This is a genomic window from Myxococcales bacterium (genome assembly GCA_022563535.1).
Classification (GTDB): domain Bacteria; phylum Myxococcota_A; class UBA9160; order UBA9160; family UBA4427; genus DUBZ01.
In genome coordinates this window covers 1-21,469 of the sequence record JADFNE010000064.1, presented here as the reverse complement: position 1 = coordinate 21,469, position 21,469 = coordinate 1, and the positions used below count along the sequence as shown (strand labels likewise).

Annotated in this window: 15 protein-coding genes and 1 tRNA gene; 7 read left to right on the top strand and 9 right to left on the bottom strand. The window is 59.4% G+C overall.

Going from position 1 to position 21,469, the window contains the following annotated elements; translation table 11 throughout:
• Positions 1 to 53: 53 nt before the first annotated feature.
• A tRNA-Arg gene (locus IH881_16305) sits at positions 54 to 130 on the bottom strand.
• A gap of 675 nt (positions 131 to 805) precedes the next feature.
• Between IH881_16305 and IH881_16300 the strand changes: the two genes are divergently transcribed.
• Positions 806 to 1,885, top strand: a complete 1,080-nt coding sequence (locus IH881_16300) for a tyrosine-type recombinase/integrase (GenBank protein MCH7869257.1) — start codon at positions 806 to 808, stop codon at positions 1,883 to 1,885.
• Positions 1,886 to 1,900: 15 nt separating this feature from the next.
• Here the strand turns inward: IH881_16300 and IH881_16295 are convergent, their stop codons facing one another.
• Positions 1,901 to 2,620 carry a peptidoglycan DD-metalloendopeptidase family protein gene (locus tag IH881_16295; GenBank protein ID MCH7869256.1) on the bottom strand — a complete coding sequence of 240 codons (720 nt, stop codon included), beginning with the start codon at positions 2,618 to 2,620 and terminating at the stop codon, positions 1,901 to 1,903.
• A complete protein-coding gene (locus IH881_16290; GenBank protein ID MCH7869255.1) occupies positions 2,608 to 3,249 on the bottom strand; it encodes a protein-L-isoaspartate(D-aspartate) O-methyltransferase in 642 nt (213 codons plus the stop codon). The genes IH881_16295 and IH881_16290 overlap by 13 nt, the downstream gene beginning before the upstream one ends.
• A 383-nt stretch (positions 3,250 to 3,632) precedes the next feature.
• Between IH881_16290 and IH881_16285 the strand changes: the two genes are divergently transcribed.
• Positions 3,633 to 4,907, top strand: coding sequence for a VCBS repeat-containing protein (locus tag IH881_16285; GenBank protein MCH7869254.1), 1,275 nt, complete (start codon positions 3,633 to 3,635; stop codon positions 4,905 to 4,907).
• 6 nt (positions 4,908 to 4,913) lie between these two features.
• Here IH881_16285 and IH881_16280 read toward each other — a convergent pair whose 3' ends face one another.
• A complete protein-coding gene (locus IH881_16280) occupies positions 4,914 to 6,122 on the bottom strand; it encodes a M20 family metallopeptidase (protein MCH7869253.1) in 1,209 nt (402 codons plus the stop codon).
• A gap of 59 nt (positions 6,123 to 6,181) precedes the next feature.
• Entirely contained in the window at positions 6,182 to 6,901 is a 720-nt protein-coding gene (locus tag IH881_16275) for a hypothetical protein (protein ID MCH7869252.1), read from the bottom strand.
• Between the two features lie 355 nt (positions 6,902 to 7,256).
• Here IH881_16275 and IH881_16270 point away from each other — a divergent pair, with 355 nt between their 5' ends.
• The 3 genes from IH881_16270 to IH881_16260 all read left to right on the top strand — a co-directional run bounded on the left by IH881_16270 (position 7,257) and on the right by IH881_16260 (position 9,691).
• Positions 7,257 to 7,553 (top strand): TerB family tellurite resistance protein, encoded by a 297-nt coding sequence (locus IH881_16270; GenBank protein MCH7869251.1) that lies wholly within the window; start codon positions 7,257 to 7,259, stop codon positions 7,551 to 7,553.
• 173 nt (positions 7,554 to 7,726) lie between these two features.
• A complete protein-coding gene (locus IH881_16265; protein MCH7869250.1) occupies positions 7,727 to 8,887 on the top strand; it encodes a hypothetical protein in 1,161 nt (386 codons plus the stop codon).
• A gap of 63 nt (positions 8,888 to 8,950) precedes the next feature.
• Positions 8,951 to 9,691 (top strand): SDR family NAD(P)-dependent oxidoreductase, encoded by a 741-nt coding sequence (locus IH881_16260; GenBank protein MCH7869249.1) that lies wholly within the window; start codon positions 8,951 to 8,953, stop codon positions 9,689 to 9,691.
• An 866-nt stretch (positions 9,692 to 10,557) separates the two neighbouring features.
• Here IH881_16260 and IH881_16255 read toward each other — a convergent pair.
• Genes IH881_16255 through IH881_16245 form a run of 3 tightly spaced genes read right to left on the bottom strand, consistent with a single transcriptional unit; the run spans position 10,558 to position 18,011 of the window.
• Positions 10,558 to 12,651, bottom strand: a complete 2,094-nt coding sequence (locus IH881_16255; protein ID MCH7869248.1) for a hypothetical protein — start codon at positions 12,649 to 12,651, stop codon at positions 10,558 to 10,560.
• A gap of 41 nt (positions 12,652 to 12,692) precedes the next feature.
• On the bottom strand, positions 12,693 to 13,667 hold the full coding sequence (locus IH881_16250) for a cytochrome c3 family protein (protein MCH7869247.1): 975 nt from the start codon (positions 13,665 to 13,667) through the stop codon (positions 12,693 to 12,695).
• Positions 13,668 to 13,703: 36 nt separating this feature from the next.
• Positions 13,704 to 18,011, bottom strand: coding sequence for a hypothetical protein (locus IH881_16245; GenBank protein ID MCH7869246.1), 4,308 nt, complete (start codon positions 18,009 to 18,011; stop codon positions 13,704 to 13,706).
• A gap of 581 nt (positions 18,012 to 18,592) precedes the next feature.
• Between IH881_16245 and IH881_16240 the strand changes: the two genes are divergently transcribed.
• Together IH881_16240 and IH881_16235 are read left to right on the top strand one after the other, a co-directional pair.
• Positions 18,593 to 20,425 (top strand): SH3 domain-containing protein, encoded by a 1,833-nt coding sequence (locus tag IH881_16240; protein MCH7869245.1) that lies wholly within the window; start codon positions 18,593 to 18,595, stop codon positions 20,423 to 20,425.
• Between the two features lie 175 nt (positions 20,426 to 20,600).
• Complete coding sequence (locus IH881_16235) at positions 20,601 to 20,900, top strand: CBS domain-containing protein (protein MCH7869244.1); 300 nt, start codon at positions 20,601 to 20,603, stop codon at positions 20,898 to 20,900.
• 27 nt (positions 20,901 to 20,927) lie between these two features.
• Here IH881_16235 and IH881_16230 read toward each other — a convergent pair.
• Positions 20,928 to 21,469, bottom strand: a 542-nt coding sequence (locus IH881_16230; GenBank protein MCH7869243.1) for a hypothetical protein, incomplete at its 5' end; no start/stop codon positions are given.

The following is a 21,469-nucleotide window of genomic DNA, read 5'->3' as shown; positions in this document are numbered from 1 at the left end:
GCAGACACCCGAAGAAAAACAAAATCTCAACTGGTTAATTCTAAAGGAATATTTGGCGCCCCCGAGAGGATTCGAACCTCTGACCTACGGTTTAGGAAACCGGCGCTCTATCCGACTGAGCTACGGGGGCGTTGGGTGGGGCGAGCAGGGTAACTCGTTGCTCCGGTTGATCTGTCAAGAATTGTGCGATGACATGAAATTCGCTTTGCCGGCGGTGAGACTCGCAACTGGGCCCGGGTGCCCTCCCATTCGCGTAGTGGAGTGAATCGCCCTGGGATTGCTGGAGGCTCCATCTCTTGAGAGGATGGGGCCATGTCGAAGAGAACGAAGTTTTCCAAAGAAGTCCGAGAGCGGGCGGTTTGGATGTTGGTCGAGCACGAGCGGGAGTACGGGTCCCGTTGGGAGGCCTACTCCTCTTCGCGGCAGTGTTGCTGACCGCGCGGGGCCTCCGCGACATTTAGCTGCTGTGTCATGAATCGCGAGATCGCGTTTTGGAGCTCCTTGTCGGCGTCTGGTTACGAGCTTCGAAAATGCACATTCATCGACTTCGTCGCCAGGCTCGAGCCTGCCTCGAATGGCCCAAAACCCAATTTTCGACGTAAATACAGGGGAATTGGGGACCATGGCCAATCCCCTTCACTCGACCGATTGAAATACCCAGCTATTCTAGGCAGTTAAGTGGTCAATGTGCCTCTCAAAACTCCGGGATTTCACGGTCCCTGGCGAGTCTTCTCTTGACTCAGGACCGCCATACGGTGCAAAGTAGCGGGTGATTCGCGCCCGAATTGCAGGAGGAAACAAGAAGGTGTCTCTCGAAATCTCCCAGCTGCCCGGTGGGTTTTCCCTCTCACTTGCGGCAGATTTTTCCCTCGACAAGGACGAAATTCAGAAAGGCCAGGCGGCAGCCAGTGGCTTTCTCGAATCCCTTAAAGATGAAGACCGCAAAAGTGCGCAAGAAGCCCTCGAAACCCTGACGTTGGTCTTCTCTACCGGCGCATGTAAGGGTGTAGACTTTCCCTGGCATCAGGTGCGTGCACACCACGGCCAGGCGGCGATTAACATGCTGAAAGAAGATGGTGCCCCCTCTCGCTTGGAGACGCTGCGCTGTCAGCTGAATCCGCACCACAAGTTCCGGCAGGACTCCGAGAAATTTTCCACGAAGCGCATTCACCGCTTTCGCAACACGCTGAAGCGCGTGCTCAGAGAAAGTCGCGATCTCGGCTACATGAGTGATGACGACTGGACTCGGGTGATGTCACCCCACAAAGATATGCCCCGGACCGGCGAGCGCATTGTGTCCCACGGCGAATTTCGCGCACTGCTGGCTGCCTGCCAGATCGACGAGACCACTGAAGGCCGGCGCGATCGGCTTGTTTTCTATCTCCTCTACCACCTCCGCTTGATGCTGGCAGAAGTGCTCGCCGTGAATATCGACGATCTCCACTTCGACAAAAAGACACAGCGGGTCACACTGCGGACCGGAAAAGCCAAAAATCAGAAGAGTCGCCGGGCGTCACTGCCAAACGAAACGCTGATCTCCCTCGAAGACTGGCTGGAACTGCGCGGCAACGAACCGGGAGCGCTCCTCTGCCCCGTCAAGAACGGCCGAAAGGTTGAGGTCAAGCGGATGAGCGGCGACGAGGTTCGCTCATTGTGCGAGAACCGCGCACGCGAAGCCGGCGTCTTGCTTTTCACTCCCGATGAGTTGCGCAAGAGCACTGCCACCCAGATCGGTCTGGCCAAGGCTGCGTCCAAGAAGGACAAGCGAAAATTAGTTTCGGCGGACGCTCTCTACGCCGCTTCAGACCCAACAGACGAGGTCGCCGGCTCGCGATCGATGGCGACCATCTGCTTCCCGGTCTGGGAAAACAGCATCAAGTCTTGATCGATCGCGAAAGATCTAGGGTAGATAGAACATCGGGTCCTTCGGGACATCTTTGCGCCTGATCTCGAAGTGCAAATGCGGGCCCGAGGTCCGCCCGGTCATCCCTACCTCGGCGATTTTCTGCGATCGTTCGACGAACTGTCCCTTGCGCACGAGCAACCGGCGCGCGTGGGCGTAAACACTGCGGTAGTTGCCCGCGTGTTTGAGGATCACCACCTTCCCGTAAGCCCCGAGTCTCCCCGCGTGGATCACCTTGCCCGATTCGGCCGCCCGAATTGGAGTGCCCTGTCTCGACGCCAGATCGATTCCCTCGTGAGGCCGACCCTTGCGCAGACCAAAGTGCGAAGTCAGCTTGCTGCGCGGCAACGGCCAAGCGAAGCTCAATTTGGAGTTGCGCCGGACCTCTTCTCGGACCCGGCGCCGCAACTCGGAACGAGAGATGCTGCGTGTCGACCGGGGCGCTGGGGCTGCCTTGGCGCTTCGCACCCTCGCGGGAATGTAAAGCCGTTGACCGACAGCTAGTTCTGTGACGTCGCCAATACGATTGGCCCGGACCAACACCTTGACCGGCACCCCAAATCTCTTCCCGATGCGGTAGAGATTGTCACCCGGCCTGACTGTGTAGAAGACGCCCCTGGAAGTACCCGGCGGAGACTGAGGACCAGCACATCCCAGGGCAGCGAGCCCCAGGCACGCAAGGCAGAGCAGCGCTAGTGATCGCGTTAGCCTTGCCAACCGTTTTGGCCGATGAGATCCACAAAATCGCACTCACCCAGCAGCTCGCGGGTGAAACGACCTTCGGAGGGGGCACGAACCCGGGTCAAGATCTGTGATCCCCGTGCGCCAAAGGGGCCCACCAGGATGCCTCCGAGGATCAACTGATCGAGCAGCGCCTTTGGAACCTCGGGCCCCCCGGCTGTCACCAAAATACGATCAAATGGAGCGAGATCGGGACGGCCGCGGGTACCATCCCCCAGGTAGACCACAACGTTCGTGACCCCAAAGCCATCCAGCGCGGTGCGGGCACGAGCCGCCAGGCGCGGAATGCGCTCAATCGAGACCACCTCGCTCACCAGACACGACAAGATCGCCGCCTGATAGCCCGATCCCGTACCAATTTCGAGTACTCGTTCATGACCCTCGAGCGCCAGGGCCATGGTCATGGCCGCCACAACCCCAGGAGCCGAAATGGTCTGCCCTTCCCCGATCGGAATTGGCGTTTCTTTGTAGGCTTGCTCCCGCAGTGCTTCAGGCACTAATAAGTGTCGGGGCACTGTCGCAAAGGCGTCCAGGACCCGTGGATCGTTCACGCCGTTCCTTCTAAGGCGTTCCAGGAATCGGCGGCGAGTTTTGGATCCGTCCATCCCTCTGCCCACCGCATTCAACGCCATCTACACCCCCCAACCACGATCAGAGCAAACATTCTCAACACGCCATCAGCCTATCGCAACTGGAAGACAAACAGTGTTTCAACTCCGCACACCCTCGTTTGTAAATCTTTCGAACCAAACCGAGGAAACATCTGTCTATGGTATGAATCGTGGAATCAAGGAGCTAATTTACTCGCGATCGACTCCCCCAGAACAGCTTTATGCATGCGATCCCGCGCCTCACAGCGGCAAACCGGCTGATCGGCCGCTAGCTCACGAGGCAATCGCATCGCCAGCGAGACCCTGGAATCTCATCCGCGTCGCACCTCCCCGAAGCGCGGATAACGAAATCGACAGCCATCATGGGGAAAGAAGGAATGAGCCAGAAGGACACCAGGACAACGGGAGCGCGCGTTGGCCTGTTCTTGGTCGTTGTACTGCTGGCACCGGGCGGATCTCGGGCCTCGATCGATTTGCTGGGTCGTACGACTGCGACTTTTACCTGGTCGTACAGTGATGGCGACGTCACGGAATACAAGGTCTACGTGGCCTGCGGTCAGGGAGAAGCGCCGGCCGACTTCGACTCGCATCCCACGCTCAAGATTCCAGCTGAACTCCCCAATGTGAAGATCACCGCCGGGTTCGGCACCCAATGCAAAATCCGTGTGAGCGCCGACGATCGATACGGGCGTATCTCAGCCCAATCGATCGAATCCGATGTGATCCATTTCATTGAACCCGCTGAGGCCGAAAACGACTTCGATGGCGATGGTATTTCAGACATCATCGTGCAAGATCAATACGATGGCCGCGCGTTGCTACTTTCGGGTCGCGATATCCGCACGGGAAGCGATTTTCTCTACCGGCGAACCACGATCAATACCTCAGACAATCTCAGCTGGGAAATCGTAGACACCGGAGATTTCAACGGCGACGGCATCCCTGAGTTTTTGTGGTACGCAGTCACTGGCCACGTCGGGTCCGACATCACCACCTATACCTATACCTATGTCGTGGGAACCGACATCGACAACACGACCGTTGTACTGAATGGCGTAACGGACAGCGAAGAAATCATCGCAGTTGCGGACTTCAACGGAGACGGTGCAGACGACATTCTTTACCGAACAAATGACCACTATGGCTCGGTCTACGTCACGTTCCTGGGACCCGAAGGCGTAGTCGGCACCTCGCGCTACGAAGACATGCTCCGAGATCAGTTTGACTTCATCGCCTGTGGTGACTTCGATGCTGACGGCAACGATGACGTGATGTGGCGGCAACGAGAGACCGGTCAAGTCATAATCTGGATGATGATTCGCCCCGGAACTGCGGATATCGCCAACTCGGGTGTTCTGACCGACGTTTATTGGCAGGGGGAAACCGCCGGCAACTTCAATAATTCGGTCGAGGAAGACGTGCTCTGGCGCAACATTGAAACCGGAGAAACACGGGTCTGGTACATGGACGACTTGAATGAACCCACCGAGTACGATCTCAACGACATCAAACTCAGCAACTGGACGTTGCTCGCCACGGGTGATCTGAATGGGGACGGACGCGCAGACCTGACCTGGTTTGACGCGGACACGAACTTGCTCGAGGTCTGGCGCATGGACGAAAATCTGGAGAACGGGTTCAGTATCGAGTGACCCGGCTCAATCGTCGGCTTGATCGGCCGCCGCGATTTCTTCCCGCAAGTCGCGTGAACTCACCAAATCGACCACGGTCAAGGCCATGGCACGCGCACCCTCGAGCAAGCCAGCGTCGCCCCGTTCGCTGGCCGCGGCCTCGGAGAAGGCGCGCGTATGCAGCGCCAGACTCTCTCCGATTGGAAAATTGGGATGAATGGTCGGGACCACCCTTGAAATGTGCGTGATATCGCTAGAACCGATCGATTGACTGGGCGAATGGTCCGTTTCCGTAAGCCCCAGGAAGTCGAGGTTGCGACGGTACGCCGAAGCCAGGGGCAGGTTCGCCTTCATTGGAGGGGAACCGCCGATCGCCGAAAGAATCTCGAGTCGCGTCCCGCTGCTTTCCGCAGCACCCCGGGCACATGCGAGCACCCGAGCCTCGGCCTGGTCGAGCGCATTCGGGTTCAGGCCGCGCACCCAGACCCTTGCAGCCGCGCGCTCGGGAATGATGTTCGGCGCCTTTCCCCCGTCCGAAATGATTCCGTGCACGCGAATGTCGGAGGGCAGTTGCTGGCGCAGCAAACCGATCCCAACGAACAGCGCAATCACACCGTCCAGGGCGTTGATGCCCTCATCGGGATATGCCGCCGCATGGGCGGCCTTGCCGTGGTAGATGAACTCATACTTCCGATTGCCGAGAAACAGTCGGTGGGCGCGCCGCATGTCCGAGGCGTGGGCCATCATCGCGGCGTCGATCCCGTTGAACACGCCTGCTTCGACCAACCTCGGTTTGCCAACGCCGGTTTCTTCGGCCGGGCAACCGATCACGACGATGCGAAGTTGTTCGGGGTCGAGCCATTTCGCCAGGGCCGCCGCCGCCAACAAACTCGCCGGGCCCGAAAGATTGTGGCCACACGCGTGGCCAATCTCCGGGAGCGCGTCCATTTCGGCAAGCAAGGCGATTGAAAGCGGCGCTGAAGGCAGCCCGTACTCGGCCACGAAGGCCGTGTCCATCTCCGCCGTGCCGCGACTCACATTGAAGTCCCGGGCCGTGAGATACGCCACGTAGCGCTCACTCGTCTCGCGTTCCTCGAGCGAAAGTTCGGGATGTGCGGACATCCAGTGAGCGAGATCTAGAATTTCGGCCGTCTCGCCATCGATGCTCTCGAGCACCTGATTGCGATCCACCTCGGCGCCGCGAGAATGGAGCGATGCAGAGCCTGCCTGATTCATAATCCCCCTTTCGTCCCCACGGATCGTACCCTGGAGTCCGAGAGGTGCTCGGGGATTGACTAATCCGCTGCCACTGGAAGTCCCGCCAATTCCTCGGGCAGCGAGAACTCTAGCTCGGATGCCTCCACGAATACCTCATGGGCGGGTTCGAGTTCGCGGAAGATGGCCTCACCCATGGGTGAGAAGTTCCACAGGTCGATAAAGGCGGAACGCACCCACACCTGGCCAATCGCGTTCACATAGCCGGTCAACGGATCCAACGGCGCAGCAGGAACGAATCGACAGCTTGTGTCCTCGATGCTCGAGCAGTATCGAAAAACCAGCTGCCCCATCACTCGCAAGGGTCGCTTGAATCCCCCAATGCGCGCGGTACCCATCTCGACTTCGATGTCGGCCTGGGTGCGTGTCGTCATGAAACCCCAGTCGATCTTGGGCCGGACACGGCCAGTTAGACGGGCCGAGAGAACGTGTCCGGATTCGACATCAAAGGTCCAGACGAAGTCAGAAAAACTCTCGCGCACCGGCATTTGATCCCCCAGCAAATGCTCTTCAACCGTCCGAGCCGGGATCACGACCCGCACCTCCGAAGCAACCAACCCGGGCTCCAGAAAGGCGCGGAAGTCTTGCGAGTAGCTGGTGTTCATTTGCGCGGGAAAGTCTCTCGGCGAGTTTTCGAACGCCACCACGATCTCCCGTGGCGTCCGATCGAACAGGTTGAGCGGCTCCGCCAGAGCGGCCGTCTGGACGCACAATGCAAAGACTACTCCCAGTCCCACCATGGAGTTTGTCGCGAAACGTCGCATCTCACTTGAAAAAGATGCAAGCGCGATACCAAGCCATGAAAAGCGATGTCAGCCTCAGAATTCGCTTTCGTGGGCTCTCGACGCCTAAGAGGGACATCAGCACGCAGACTACTGGCAAGACACCCGCCACCCCCGGGCGGGTGATTCCAAATTGGGATCAATTGGACAAAATTCGTCCCACCATGCGCAACTACCTACCGCGTTTTGCGGCATCGATTGAGTCCCCCAGCTGTACCTCGTTGGCGTATGATGGGCGTGAAACAGCCGGCCTATCCACGCTAGAGCCGGTGAGGAGTCGCTTGTGTTGCAAGATCTCGCAGGGCCAGAGCGGATGCGATTGATGAAATTCGTCTGTTCTTTCGCCTGGGCCGACTTGAAAATTCACCAGAGCGAGCGAGAGTTTATCTCGCGCATGGTGAATCGGATCGACCTGGATCCGGGGGAACGAGACCAGGTCAATCGCTGGCTCGAAGTGCCGCCCCACCCCCAGGAGATCGACCCGACGACCATCCCCCTCGAGCATCGCGCGACCTTCATCGAATCCGTCGTCGGGATCATCGAATCGGACGGAGTCGTTTCCGAAGAAGAGAAGGACACCCTCGAACTTTTCGAAAATCTCCTGCTCTGACAACCCCCAACGCGCCTCCATTGCGGCGCTCCGCTCGCATCGAGGTACCCGCGGGTCGCCCGTTTAACGGCTTGACGCGAACCCGCGAATCTGCGAGAAACTCCACCCCCGGCGCGAGAAGCCGGTAACGATTTCACATCAATACACCCCTTCACTCAAGATCGAGGAAATCCATGTCGCGACAATATTCCATCAAGGCCGAAGCCATCGCCGAAGAACGCAAGCGTGTAGACGACGATCTGAACAAGGTCGATATCGCCCGAATCGTGGCATTGGACGAGGTTGAACTGCGCGAAGTCGGAGTGGGCGATGTCCATCTCAAGATTCTGGCAGTCTCGGCTGAGCACAACGTGGATCACGCTGCTCTGGCCGACACGGTCAACATCACCGAGGCGCGGGGTGGCACCATCTTTCCCGGTAATTCTGCTGTGGGCGAAGTCCTGAGTGTCGGCGCAGACGTCACGCGCTTCAAAGCGGGCGATGTCGTGCTCACTCACTGCAATGGCGAGCCGGATGACTTTGGCTACCCGAAGCGCATCTGGGCATACGATCAACCCGACTCCATCGGCTGGTATGGCGAAGAGGCAGTCGTTGGCGAATGGCAGCTCATCCACGCCCCCCTCGATTGCGGCTTGAACCTGTGGGAGATCGCCGCCCTGCCCTTGCGCGCCCCCACAGCGCACCATCTCTGGCGCCGCGCGCTCGGGATCTTTCGCGTCAAGGTAAGTGAAGAGCAGCTTCCAAAGTTGAACGTGCTCGCCTTTGGAGGCGGCGTCTCGGAGCTGTTCCTGATGCTCGCCCAGTCGCAAGGCCACAACGCCTTCTTCTGTTCCGGTAGCAAAGAGCGCCGCGCCGCCCTCGAGAAGCTGGGGATTCAGACCATCGATCAGGTCCAGTTCAACCGCTTCGCGGATCGTGGCGACATCAAGGCCTTTATCGGCGAGTGCAAGACGCGAACCGACGGTACCGGCATGCATCTGGTTTGCGACATGCTGCGAGGCCCGGTCTTCGCAGCGGGGCTCGCGGTCGCCGCGCGGCAGGGCGTGAACGTCAGTGCGGGCTGGCAGCTCTCAATGGCCATCAACTACAACTCGGCTGGCTGTTCGACCAAACAGGTCACCCTCGATCACACCCACTACGAGACGATCGAAGGCTGCGTAGAAGCCACCGCACTCTACGGCAGCGTCTTCAAGCCCACCGTGCACCACGAGATCTACAACTTCGAAGATCTCCCGCGCGCCATGTCGGAGATGCACGAAAACAAGATGACCGGGATCCCGATCATCCGAGTCGCCGCAGACATGCCCGACTCCGTGAAAAACCTGCTCGAGTAACACCGCGCGGGGCCACAGCTACGAATTGCGGTCTTGTTCCCCTTGCATTCGTCTGGAGGTGCAGTGGCTCGCATTCTGATCATCGGCGCGACTTCTGCGATTGCCGCTGCCACCGCCGCAATCTATGCGGCCCGGGGCGACCAGCTCTACCTGTTGGCGCGCAGCCGAGAAAAGCTCACCCGGGTCCGGGCATCCCTCGCTCCAGCGGTCGTGGGCGCGGACACCGGTAACTTCACGGAGACCGAGGCAAATCCCGGCCGTATCGAACGGGCAATCGAAGCACTCGGCGGAATCGACCTCGCCTTGATCGCCCACGGAGACCTGGGAGATCAACCCCGAAGCGAATCGGATTACGGCGAAGCCTACTCACAGTTCGACAACAATCTCTTGTCTACCGTGTCTTTCCTGATTCCATTGGCCAATCAATTCGAGCGGCAAGGTTCGGGAAGCATTGCAGTGCTGTCGTCGGTCGCCGCCGAGCGCGGCAGGCCCCGCAACTACACCTACGCCTCCGCCAAGGCGGGGATCAATACGTATCTGCAGGGCTTGCGCTCACGTCTACGGAAAAGTGGGGCGCGTGTGCACACCTTGAAGCTCGGCCCGGTCGATACGCCCATGACTGTGGACCACGTCAAGGATGTGACGTTTAGCTCGCCGGAAGTAGTCGCCCGGGGCATTGTGCGCGCCATCGACCGAGGCAAGGACTGCGCCTATATCCCTGGCCACTGGGCGATCATCATGGCTGTTGTGCGCGTCCTGCCCGAAGCCATTTTTCAGAAGATCCCGTCGCTCTCGGGCCGCTGATCGCAAATCTCGCCCGGTCACTTCGTGCTTGCGACCCGAAAGGATCGTCAGGCCGCACAGGCCAAGGCCCAGAAGCACGGCACTGCCGGGTTCAGGGGCGTAGGCTCCGTAAAATCGTGAATCTATCAGATCGCTTCCATCGCTCGAAAATGCGGAGACCAGGTCCCAGTCAAGAGGCACCCCCAAGCTGTTGAGCGCTGAGAGCGATCCGTCTTCGGGAAGAAAATTGGTGAGATTATTGTCGCTGATCGAGCCTTGCGCGGTCGCCGATCCGTTGAAGCCTGCATCGATCAACGGCTGGGAAATCATCACCTGCGGACCTGCGTCTGGAGAGAATGGGGAGGCAACATCGAAGCCGACTGCCATCGCGCTTTCGATGGCAACCAACCAGCAGGCAGTGGTCAGCACAATGACCAGAATTCTCACGGCAATCACAACGGGACTCCAACGGGTGCGTTCGCTCTCTTCTATCTCTCATCGGAAAACCACGAGATACATGCAGTGAAAATTCCCCACCAGGCAAAATAAATGCATACAGTCCAGACTTAGGCAACCACTGTGCGGATGAACCGCAATTCGGCGGCAGGAGCAACGCGCAATACGGGCGCGCATGGGTGCCGTCTTCGGAAAGCGACCGTTGCTAGCGTGATCCGTGCACGCGCCCTGGAGTGCTACAGAAGCCCTCTGCGTGCGTTTCTCGGGCAACACCAAGACCTCGCGAGATCTCCGCCCGCTGACGCTCTCTACAGGAGCACTCACAGGCCGAACTTCAATGATGTGAAGAACTACGCCTCGACTGCGAGAGTCAAGGCAACTGAAGTGCATCATGCGCACCAGCAGCAATAAAATTGCCGCCAACCTGCGCGCTAAAACCGGGCGTTTACACCGAGCGAGACGACGTGGGCATCGTAGTCATCGATCGCCGTCCCGTCTCGGCGGTACAGGTAGAAGCCATAGTTGCCATAGAAGCGCCAGGTATCGTCCAGCCGGTAGTCGCCGGACAGTCGAACCGTGTGGCCCATGTTGTCCACCGATTTATTGCTGTTGAAGAGGCTGTACGAGAACGAACCCGACCACTTGTCGGAGGGGCGGTAGGTGGCGCCTGCGGTCAGGGTCTCGGTGACGGTGTTGTATTCGAAGTCGACCAATCCAAGTCCACCTGGTTGCGGTCCTTCGTCGACAAGCTCCATCTTGAGCTGACGAACCGAAAGAGATGCATTCAAGTTCCAGTCCTTGCGCAACTGGTAGTAGACAGAGGAGTAGAACGAGATGTCCTCGCGCTCGAATTTCCCACCTGCAGAGGTCGCAGCGGGCTCGATCAGCGGGCTTTCCATATCGCGCAGCTCATTTACGTACTCAACTCGCATTTCTCCTCGCAGGTTTTTGGCAATTCGCCCTCGTAGCTTGGCGAAGGCCTTGTGGCGATTCACGTTGAAGTTGTTCAAGACGAACTGAAACTCCAACTCGTTGGTATCAAACTCGTTGATATCGACGCTGAACACCTCGTAAAGGTATCGGTAGCCAACCTCGAAGCTGCGGCCCCTGCGCAAGCGGTGCTTGAGGGTAGGACCAAGTTCGATGCGTTGACGTTTGCTCGCGAACTGCTCCCGCTCGTCGGGGCGTCCGATGAAGTTCACGGTGCGGCGCGAGTCCACAATCTCGCTTCGGTATCGGTAGCGCGCGTCGAAAGTCAGACGTGTCCGCGGAGCCAGTTTATTGTCGATCGAAAGGTTGATGCGCCCCACGTAACCGTCGCGATCGACCCGATTGCGCGTGCCTACTCCGACGTCCCCGGGCTGCACCGTCGATTCGTCTCGATCCTCGTTGATTCGACCTTCTTGCATGCTGTATCGAAAGCTCGAGTCTAGTCGAACCACAGTGGCGGAGTTCGGCTGAAACACCGAACCCATGCTCACCACGGGTGACAAACGGGTCACCTCCCCCCCATCCGTCGTGCGCGTAGTGCGAGTCGCTTGGTTCGGGCGGGCGACGGCTTGTTCGGGCTCGGGGCTACTTCGCTCGTACATGAAAGACCCAGAACCGTAGACGTACAGATTGGGGCTGATGTGTCGAGCGACGGCCATATCGATCTTGCCGATATGAAGCTGGGTATCTTCCTTGTAGATCTCGGCCTCGTAGGTCGTGGTGTCGATCGAGAAATCTGTCGAAATGGTCCCGTCTGGGTTTGCGAAGTAGTTCACTTCGGTCGTCTCAGATTCGAGCTTGTGATTCGCGTAGCTGAACGCGAACTGCCAGTTGGCGTTCCCGGCGGCAGTTTCGGTGCCCACGCTCGCCAGATACGAAAGGTAGTCGACGTCTTTCTGGGACGGGAAGCCGAAATCGATCAGTCCCGACAGGTCAAAGGATCCGCTGACAAAACCAGAATAGATGGCCCCCGTCTTCGCGAGGGTCTGATCGCCGTCGACTCTGCGCACATGCAGGTCCACGTATAGATCGGAGAAGAATCCGTCCGGCTGGTAGTCGAACACCAGGCCACCGTTCATCCAATCTGTCGAGGGACTCCCGCCGCTGAAGAAAAAGCGGCCGTCATTCGTACCCGGAAAGGTATTGCCAGCGAGCGACCTGCCGTCGCTGGTTTGGTCAAGTCGTCCGCTGCGCGCGTTGTAGGATTCCTTCCAGGAAGAAAAATCTACGACCAAACCGTAGTGACCGAGCTTGCGGTAGTCCGAAACGAAATAGCCCTGCTGGTTGCCCGATTCTCCGAACCCGCGAATTTCGAGGGTTCGGTGGTTTTTCCATTCGAGCACGCCGTTCAGGCTGACTTCGCCTCCAGTCCGCAGCTTGTGATCCTGTCGAAAAGAACTCTGGCTTTTCGAAACTTCCACAAACTGGCCGCCGAGATCGCCTTCGATCTCCCATGTAGCGGAGTCGCCGTCCGCCGCGATTGCAAAGCCACCTCCGAACAACAACATCATCGCGAGCACTGCGATCGTCACCATCCACCCACTCGCTCCCCGCCGCTCGCAAACTCGATTTTTCATCAGAAGCGCCTCGGGTTGAAGTTGCGGTCAGTATGCGACCCGTGAATCTGGCTGTGGCAGTCGTAACAGAGAGCGCCACCGAGGAGGAAACCCTCGTGGACCTGCTTGCCAAAAATGGCGGCCGGTTCCTGATAGTGACATTGCAAGCACAAGCTGTTGTCGTTGCTGGTGAGCAGTTTGTTGTTCACCGAGCCGTGGGGCTCGTGGCAGTTCGAACAGCCCTCTTCCATGCCGACGTGCTCGTAGACGAACGGGCCCTGGATTTCGGTATGGCAACTCAGACAGGCTGCACTATCACCCTGTATGATCGCGTTCACATTGACTTCACCGTGGATCGAATGGCAATCGGCGCACTTCATCTGGCCCTCGGGTACCCGGTGATGAAATTGGAGCGCGAACTCCGGCGCGACGGCTTCGTGGCACTGCAGACAGAAGTCATTGTCCGACTGGCCGCCGACGATCGGCGCCACGTCAACGGACCCTGGCTGCGGGGTATGGAGATCCGCCGGATGGCAATCCCAGCAGCCGACATCGGCTCGGGCGTGGTCGGTGGTCGGCCAGAGCGGGAAGTTCTGCTGGTGGCACTGCTGACACAGGGCCGAGCGCTGTGATTCATTCAGAGCGCGCAGGTCGTCGCTGCTCACCAGATCGTGCGGGTCGTCCTCGTAGTCGTCGTTTTCGTAGAAGTAATCTGCGTGAACACTGCCGGCGCCGTGGCAGGATTCACAACCCGCGTTGATGCCGTCCCGGAAGAAGGCCAGCTTGTGCGGACCCGCCCGGTAGAATTCCGGCTCGACGTCGTGACAATCTTCGCAGGCCAGGCTCCCGACGGCTTCGGCACCCGGCACCTTCTGGGTCAGAATCGGCGGCAGCAGCGCGGTTTCGCGATCCGCCGCACAGGCGCTGAACCAGACGGCCATCACCATGAGCAGGACTCCGCTCGAGCCCAGTCTCATCCGCCCCAGACGCTGCATTGCCCCTCCTCCTAACACGTTGACGATGCGCATGGCTTATGGAGCCATAATCATGTTTGTGCGGACAACCTGTGCAGGCGGTACGTACCCGCCCGGTTCTGCGTTACCCAGGATTGCGACGGGTTTGACAAAGCAATCAATGTCGATCGTGCGGGGATCGTTGCATTGATCGGGATCGTCGGCATCGCCCTGGGCCTCAATGATCAACGGGGGTCGGATTACCTGGGTGCCGATCAGGTTTCGCAGGAAGCGCATCGGGAAGTGTCGGTTCATGACGCGAGCTGAGACGATCAGGTCCTCGAATTCAAACCCGATCAACGTCCCGTCGCTTGGAGTCACTACCTCATCCGGAACATGGAACTCGTAAATGAAGACCCGCGGCTCCAGCGGTGCCAGCGAATTGAAGTTGTATGGATGATTCTGGAGGAATACCGATTCCGACGGTCGACCGTTCAATTCGAGATCGCGCTCGACATTGCACGCGATGGTGTCGCCGCCAGCGGTCAAGCCGCAGTCGGCGCGGTATGTGATGTTGGTGCAAGCAGAGCCGGCCAGTGACGACGAATCGCCAGATTCTTCAGCGCAGGTTCCGTTGACCAGACACACGGTCGGCCCCGCACCGCCGGAGACTCCCGCCAGCGCACAACTCAAGTTGAGCAAACAGGAGGTTACAGCATCGCCCGTCAATGGATTCGCCAAGGGCTTCGGTTCGTTGTCCGCATCTCGCGGATCTGCCGAATCAACGCAGACTCCGTTGCTGGTTGACCGGAACTGGTTCTGGAAATTTACGATGCCGCGGTTTTCAACCACGCATGAGCCCACACTGCCGCATTCGTAGCCCACGCCACAGTCGGCAACTGCATCCGGCCTGGTGCAGGGTTGACCTGAATTCGGCCCGCGGATGCAAACCGAAACGTCGTCCAAGGCTTTGCAGGTGCCACCCGGACAAGCACTCATACCGGGACAATCGACGCCCGCGTCGGCGCCGCCGACACAAACCATTCTTCCGCCAATCGGATCCTCGAACCCAAGCGAGCACTCCAACTGCTCACAGGTCTCACCGCCGGCGCAATCCGAGTCCTGCCCGCAGCTACCACTCTGAACGCCAGCTGCCGTCTCGCAAACACCCACCCTTCCGATTTGCGCGTAGAACGCCCGACATGAGACACCCGCGGCCCCTGCCGCGTCCTTGTCACAACACTCGAGTTCCGGAAACTCGGAACATGCGTAGAGACACGGACCGGAGTCGTTGGCACAATCGGAGTCTTGCTGGCAAAGCGGTTGCGCCAGATCCTTGGCGCAGCGCCCTCGCTCGTTCGCGTCGCTGAGTTCGATCTCGGGGACACATGGGCCGACGTCTTCGCCGCTCACTATGCACGCCGGATTGCCGAAGCCGGGTGCCGTGAAACCGCTCCCCAACTCGGTGAAACCACCCCCCATCAACGGTACGCCCTCGCCCGGCAGGGGCGGACTGTCGTTTGGATCGCAGAAGAGCACCTCATGTGCAGCCGTGAAGCCCGGGACGCCCATCCCGATGCCGCTTCCGTCGATGATGCCACTCAAATACGCTTCCGCGGCCTCTTCTTCGCAGATGTACTGGACCCCCAACGCGCGACCTTCGGGGCCCGGTGTGACCTCGATACGCGGGTCCCCCACTTGGTCGCGCACACGGGTCCCGACCACGACAAAGAAATCCTCTGGATCTTCGTCGTCCATGCTTCCGTCGGCGGTGATTTCACCGGTCTCAGAATGTCCCTTGTCCAGGATGAATCCCGAGCGATACACGCAACCGGCGTTGCCCAACGCGACCGCGCCAGCGAGATCCGGGTAGTTCGGGAAGAAACTTGGATCTGCTTGATCCGCGCCCGTGGCAATCGTGTTCTGCATATTGCAGGGCGCGTTCTCGTTGAAGGGATCCGCGCTGAGGTTGAGCGCCGCCAGAGAACTCGCCGTCTGCACAAACAGTTGCACCCAGTTCTGGCGCTCGTGAGAAAAGCCCGCCGGGAGTCGATGTCCGACGCCGACATTGGTGATCGTAAGCTCGACTTCGTAGGTACCGTTCAGCACGAACGCGTCATCGTTCAGCGCAGCTTCGAATTCGAGTTTATACGCTGAATCCAACAACTCCTGACGCAGGGCACGCTGAGTGTTCTGTCCGCTGAACTTGATCAGCGGTAGATCTACGCCCGGCATGTAGTGGCTCGACACCCGCCGGGTCGGGAGCGTTGACGTGACATCAGATTGCGAGCCCTCTATGGCAGCCAAATTCTTGGCGTAGAGGTCGTTCTTCGGGGTTCGCGTGCCCATGCCCGTCATTGGGTCCACGTTCTGGACCAGCGGCACCCGGGGAAACAGCGACATGTGGCAATCCTGGCAAGTCACCACGACTTCCGCCTCGCCTCCGCCCAGGGTCGAAGGATCGTTGACCGGACTCACGATGGTGCAGAGACCCGCGCTGCCGCAGTCCGTGGCGGAGGTTCCAGGGGTGCAGGCCTGGAACGCATTGTTCTCGCAGAACGTCAATTCGGGATGGTTGTAGACGCTGATCTGCCACTCGCTGAACAGGTTCTCGACCCGGCGAACGCCGGTGTTGCGGGCCCGACCATTGACGACATTACCCACGGTTGGCGAGGAACCACTTGGGGATTCTGCAATCGCCGGAGAGCTCCCGCTTTCCATCACGCAGGGCCCGCAGTCATTGCCGGGGCAGCCGATGTTCAGTCCCACGCAGTCAAAGTCCGTCGAACACACGTGGGTGTCCTGCAACTGGCAGGATCGGAGAACCGGATTGCCAAATACCGGGCGCACGTCGTGGCAGGTCGCGCAGAACATCGAGCTTCGATAGTAGTTGCCGTCCGGTCGGTCGAGTTGGCGAGAGCCACCATCCATGTGGGCAAAGAGCGGACCCAGGGTGCCGTCGGCGACTCCGCGGTCCATCACGTTCATCGTATAGTCGGCCGTCGTAACCGATGCTGGATCAAAGGCGCAATCAACGGAATTCTGACAAGCCTCGAATTGGCGTGGCCCGCCCGGCCCGCAGAAACCCTGGTTCGGACCCGGGGCCGTATCACATCCACCGCAGTCGACGTCCCCCGCACACGAACCTCCGATGTTCGAGCCACCCTCACAGGTCCCCGTGCGACAGTACGGGAGTTCTTCGCAGGTCACCGCAGTCGGACGCATGATCTCGGGCGTATTGTCGGGTAGCAGTACCCCGCTGACCGCCAACGGCCGATCGGTCTGGAAGTACGGGATCACCAGCGGACTGTCGACGCGAGCCGATTCGTGGAACGCATTCGCCGCGAGAGAAAGCTGGTCGGCCGCAATGCCCTGACCGTCGGTTATCTGATCAACCGGATAGGGACCGAGGCGCAGTCGCCTGCCGTCGAGAGAACGTTCTTGCAGATCGAACGAATTCACCCCCGACGAATCGGAGTTGCGGAACTGCTGACACGCACGCCGATGATTGGGCAAAATGTTGTGACAGGTTTCGCAGTTGATTCCTTCCTGGGCTTCCACGCTGTAGTAAATGGTGGCCGGCGCGATGATGCAGGGGCCGCAATCCTCTCCCGCTGGACAACCCGTGCCCGCACCACTGCACATCGCATCGCTGGTGCATTGCCTCAACACACGCGGAAAATGGACGCCCTCCGTGACGGAAGGCATGTTGATGCAAGTCCTTGCCTGGAACTGAATGCAACGTCCCGGTGCACCGCAGACGTCCTCGGAGGTTTCGAAGGTGCATTCAATGAATGGAGTCGTCGATGCCGTATTGCACACGTAGGGGATCTGAGGTTGGACCTCGTCAAAGCCGTAGTTGTTGCCCGAGAATCGTCCTTCGAGTCCGATGAAGGCCATCGGCGAGTGACAAGGCAGGCAAAAGTTTCCGACTCCACCGCCCTGGGATACCCCATTGTTCGCGTCGATCAGCGCCCCCGCGCCAAAACTGTTCTGCCCCGCAGCGACGAGTGAATAAAAAGTCGGGCTGATGCCACTGTACGAATGCGGACTGGTGCGCCATTCCTGGTACTGCCGCGGATGACACGTTTTGCATTCCGTCGAAGAACTGAAGGGGCGCTCGGCTACGTATGGCGTGGCCTGTAGCGGCGCGGTTGTAGCCGACGGCGCCGTTGTGCTGAGATCGGCGAAACTACCGTCGCCCTCCGAAGACGAGATCGATTCAACGCCGTCGGATCCGGGTACGCCCGCGATGTCGGCTACTTCCGAACCGGGGGCGCTCACGGGGCTCAACTCGGATCCGGAATCATCGCTGGGCCCGCAGCCGGTTACGAATGCCGTCGCGAGAAATACCGCCACCCAAACGCCGCCAAACATCTCGCGCATGTTCGAACCCTCCAGCTGCGGTCGACCCAGCAAACTCAGCAAAATCTGATCGGCCCTTACCGTCGACCGATCACGCTAAACTACTGCGGTCCCATGCGATCTATTTCGATCAGAAACTCTACAACGAAACCTGTTGCCGGCCATACCCAAACACGTGCGCCGAAGGGTCGAGACTTGAAACAAATGTGCGAAACCAAAATGCTGTTATAAATCTCCTCGCCCTCTAAAATCAACACATCAACGTGCTGATCCACTGCGACGCACACAAAAAATCGACTGTGGCGCCAAGCACTCAGCCGCTCCACTGATCCAATTGGGGGGCTACGGGCCCGTCGGATGGAATCACGATCACGGTTCGATGGGTCGCAGCACCAACGCGGGATTCGTGAAGTTTTCAACGGCTCCGGCAGCGACAATTTCCGTTAGTATTGGCCCGCTCGCGACAGGACTACTGTGTGCGGCTACGCAGACGACTGCGTAGACTAGATACCGCGTGGCATGCATCGTTAGCATGCATCGTTGACATACGCAGTTGACGATGTCGACATGTGACTTAGACGTACGACTTAGGGGAAGCGCTCATGACTCGGTCGGCCATCCGTGCACATCAATTGGCAGCGCACTCGCAGATGACTTTTACAGCCGCGATGCCGAGGCGCCGTCGCCCGATCCTTCGCGCGCTTGCATGCACGGCCGCCACGGCACTGGCAAGCATCGCCATCGTCTCTCCGATCCAGGCCCAAGAGGGGCAGCCCGGCTATGTCGATACCACCGCACTCAATCTTCGCGTCGATGCGGGGACCAAGTCCGCAATCGTCGGCATCCTGCTCAAATACGACGCCGTCACCGTACTCGGCAAAAAACAAATTGGCCGGTCGACCTGGTACGAAATTGAAGCCTCCGGCGGTTACACCAACGGCTATGTCTCGGCGCGCTACATCCAATTTGGACCCACCCCCGAAGGAGCCATCGAGGAAGAAATCCTCGACTACGGAGCCAAAGAAACCCCCACGCTGATGCGCGGCGCATTCAAGTACGTCGGACCCGGTGCATGTGCTGAGTGCCACGAAGATTCCACCGGCAAGTTCCCCGACGGGGCGTCGACGGTGTGGAGCCACACCGTCCATTCTGCTGCATACAAGACCCTCAGCAAGGACTACACGATCGAGATTTCCAGGCGCAAGCGCAACATCGACGATCCAGCTAACGATTGGCGCTGCGTGAAATGTCACGTCACCGCATTTGGAGCAGATCCAAGTCAACTCGGCCCGGGCTACTCTCACCAGAACGGCGTGAGCTGTGAAGTTTGCCACGGCCCGGGCGGTTCCTACGCGGATGCGGACCACGGCCCGGACAACCCCAACCGCGCCGACCTCGGCTTTCGTATTCTCAACAACCTGACCGAACGGCGCGAGGTCTGCACCAGTTGCCACAACGCGGCCAGCCCGACCTACAAGCCATTCAATCTGCGCGAGTTCTCCCGTTCCATCGCGCATTGGATCGACCCCGGTGACCGGTTCTATTACCAGGATGCAGTCACCGAAGCGAAGCGCCGCCAGGGCCGAGTCGCGGTCAAGCAGGCCGAGCGTGTCCAGGCCCTGATTCCCGACACCTCGGCGGCCGACGCCGAGAAAGCCAAACGCGATGCGGCTGCAGCCGAAGTGGCAGCAAAGAAGCGCGACGACGAACGCAAGGCTCGCGACGCGGCGGCGGCAGAGGCCGACGAAGCCGAACGCGCCCGTCTCGAGAAGGAGCAGGCGGTCGCTGATAGACAGGCCGCCAAAGAGGCGAGACTGGCGGCGCAGGAGGCAAAGCGCGCCGCGGCCGCAAAGGCAGCGGTTCAAGCCGAGACAAAGAGGAAGCTGGAAATCGAAGACCGCAAGGCCCGTGCCGCGGAGCGCAAGGCGGCTGAAGAGGCCCTCGCAGCCGAGGCGGCAGCCCAGGCCGAGCAGGAACTCAAGGCAGCCGCAGCGCGCAAGAAGTTCGAGGAACAAGCTCGCGCTGCTGCCAAGAACTCAACCGGCGTAGATTCCTTTCTCGAAGATGTGGATGACGTCATTTCCCTCAACACCGCGGGCAAGAAGTACCTGCCGGTCGAGTTCCCTCATCTCGCCCATGCCTCAAAGCAGTATCTGCCCAACGGCGCCTGCAGGGATTGTCACCACACTCAGGAAGGCGATGAAGCCCCCGAGGCGTGCAGCACCTGCCACGAAATCGACGGTGACGCCGACGAAGACAAGCAGAAGACTCGAGCGGTACACACCAAGAACAAGGGCTTCCCGCGCACGGGTGACCAGGAGCAGACCAGCTGCGTTGGCTGTCACAAGAGCCAGAATGCCCTGCTCACCGCTGGCCAGCGCACTGGAGAACCGGCACCCACAAAGTGCACGGCCTGTCATAAGCGCAAACGCTAGTCGGGGAGCAAGCTGAGCGAACAGTACGAGAAGATCCTCGAGTCTCGTCGAGGATTCGACCGTACGTGCCAGGGGAACGCCCTTGCCGTCGCACTGGCTTGCAATTGAATCAAGCCGATTTATCGTTTGCCGATTCAAGGGCTAACCCAGGTTCTCTCCAACCCTGTATCGGAACGTGAATCTCACCCGCGTGTTGCACGAAATGCTCGAAGGACGCCACGACGGAAAGAAGCTCGCCTCGGATGTAATGACAGCACCGCTCATCACCGTACAACACAGCGCAACAGTCCACGAAACGCTGTGCTCAATCGAAGCCAACAAGATTCGCCACATCGCCGTATTGGGTGCGAACGGCGAGATTGCTGGCATCATCACCCAGACCGAGTTGCTGCACGCCCTCCCCTGGGATCTCGAACTCGAGCGCGCCCAGCAGAAGCTCGATCTGATCAATCTCGTGCAGAGAAGTCAGATCTAGTAGCGCGCCGAAAGCGCAGCGAAGGGATTACCAGCCTGCCGGTGGCGTATCTCCCTTTGGCCCCATCAGGTAATGGCGTCGCTTGTGCCTGCCCCAAAGCTCGTAGTTGGCTTGCACCCAGGCGGCGAGTCGCGGTGAAGTGACCCTGATCGACTTTCTCGGGTCGCGGTCGAAGGGCCTCTTCGACCAGATGACCAGGGCGGGCGGGTTGCGTTGCACGCGCTCGAAAAAATCCGCCTCTTCCTCTGGCGTCAAAAAAGTGCCGGGCATGACGATGTCAGGCGCCGCGTATCCACGGCGATCTGCAAGAACGAGATACATTGGGGAGACCGACAGGTCCAGGATCCGCGCATTCGGCGGCGTCAACTTCAGCCTTCGCACGATGAGATTGGTGAGTGACGCCTGGTTGGGGTCGCTGACCTCGATTTGGCCATGGGTGGCATGAATTGGATTGCCCCCGCGACGCGCGTAGGGGATCCAGGTATCGGTCGCGTGCATGAAGATCCAGAGTGCGACACCGCTGACGACGATTCCTCGTTCAACCCAGGCGCGGCCATTCGAATTCCAAT

Excerpts from the sequence above, each read along its gene's own strand:
- IH881_16250 (MCH7869247.1), bottom strand. The coding sequence starts at position 13,667 with ATGCAGCGTCTGGGGCGGATGAGACTGGGCTCGAGCGGAGTCCTGCTC.
- IH881_16270 (MCH7869251.1), top strand. The coding sequence starts at position 7,257 with ATGCGATTGATGAAATTCGTCTGTTCTTTCGCCTGGGCCGACTTGAAA.
- IH881_16290 (MCH7869255.1), bottom strand. The coding sequence starts at position 3,249 with ATGGACGGATCCAAAACTCGCCGCCGATTCCTGGAACGCCTTAGAAGG.
- IH881_16285 (MCH7869254.1), top strand. The coding sequence starts at position 3,633 with ATGAGCCAGAAGGACACCAGGACAACGGGAGCGCGCGTTGGCCTGTTC.
- IH881_16255 (MCH7869248.1), bottom strand. The coding sequence starts at position 12,651 with ATGGTGACGATCGCAGTGCTCGCGATGATGTTGTTGTTCGGAGGTGGC.
- IH881_16265 (MCH7869250.1), top strand. The coding sequence starts at position 7,727 with ATGTCGCGACAATATTCCATCAAGGCCGAAGCCATCGCCGAAGAACGC.
- IH881_16280 (MCH7869253.1), bottom strand. The coding sequence starts at position 6,122 with ATGAATCAGGCAGGCTCTGCATCGCTCCATTCTCGCGGCGCCGAGGTG.
- IH881_16245 (MCH7869246.1), bottom strand. The coding sequence starts at position 18,011 with ATGCGCGAGATGTTTGGCGGCGTTTGGGTGGCGGTATTTCTCGCGACG.
- IH881_16240 (MCH7869245.1), top strand. The coding sequence starts at position 18,593 with ATGACTCGGTCGGCCATCCGTGCACATCAATTGGCAGCGCACTCGCAG.
- IH881_16275 (MCH7869252.1), bottom strand. The coding sequence starts at position 6,901 with ATGGTGGGACTGGGAGTAGTCTTTGCATTGTGCGTCCAGACGGCCGCT.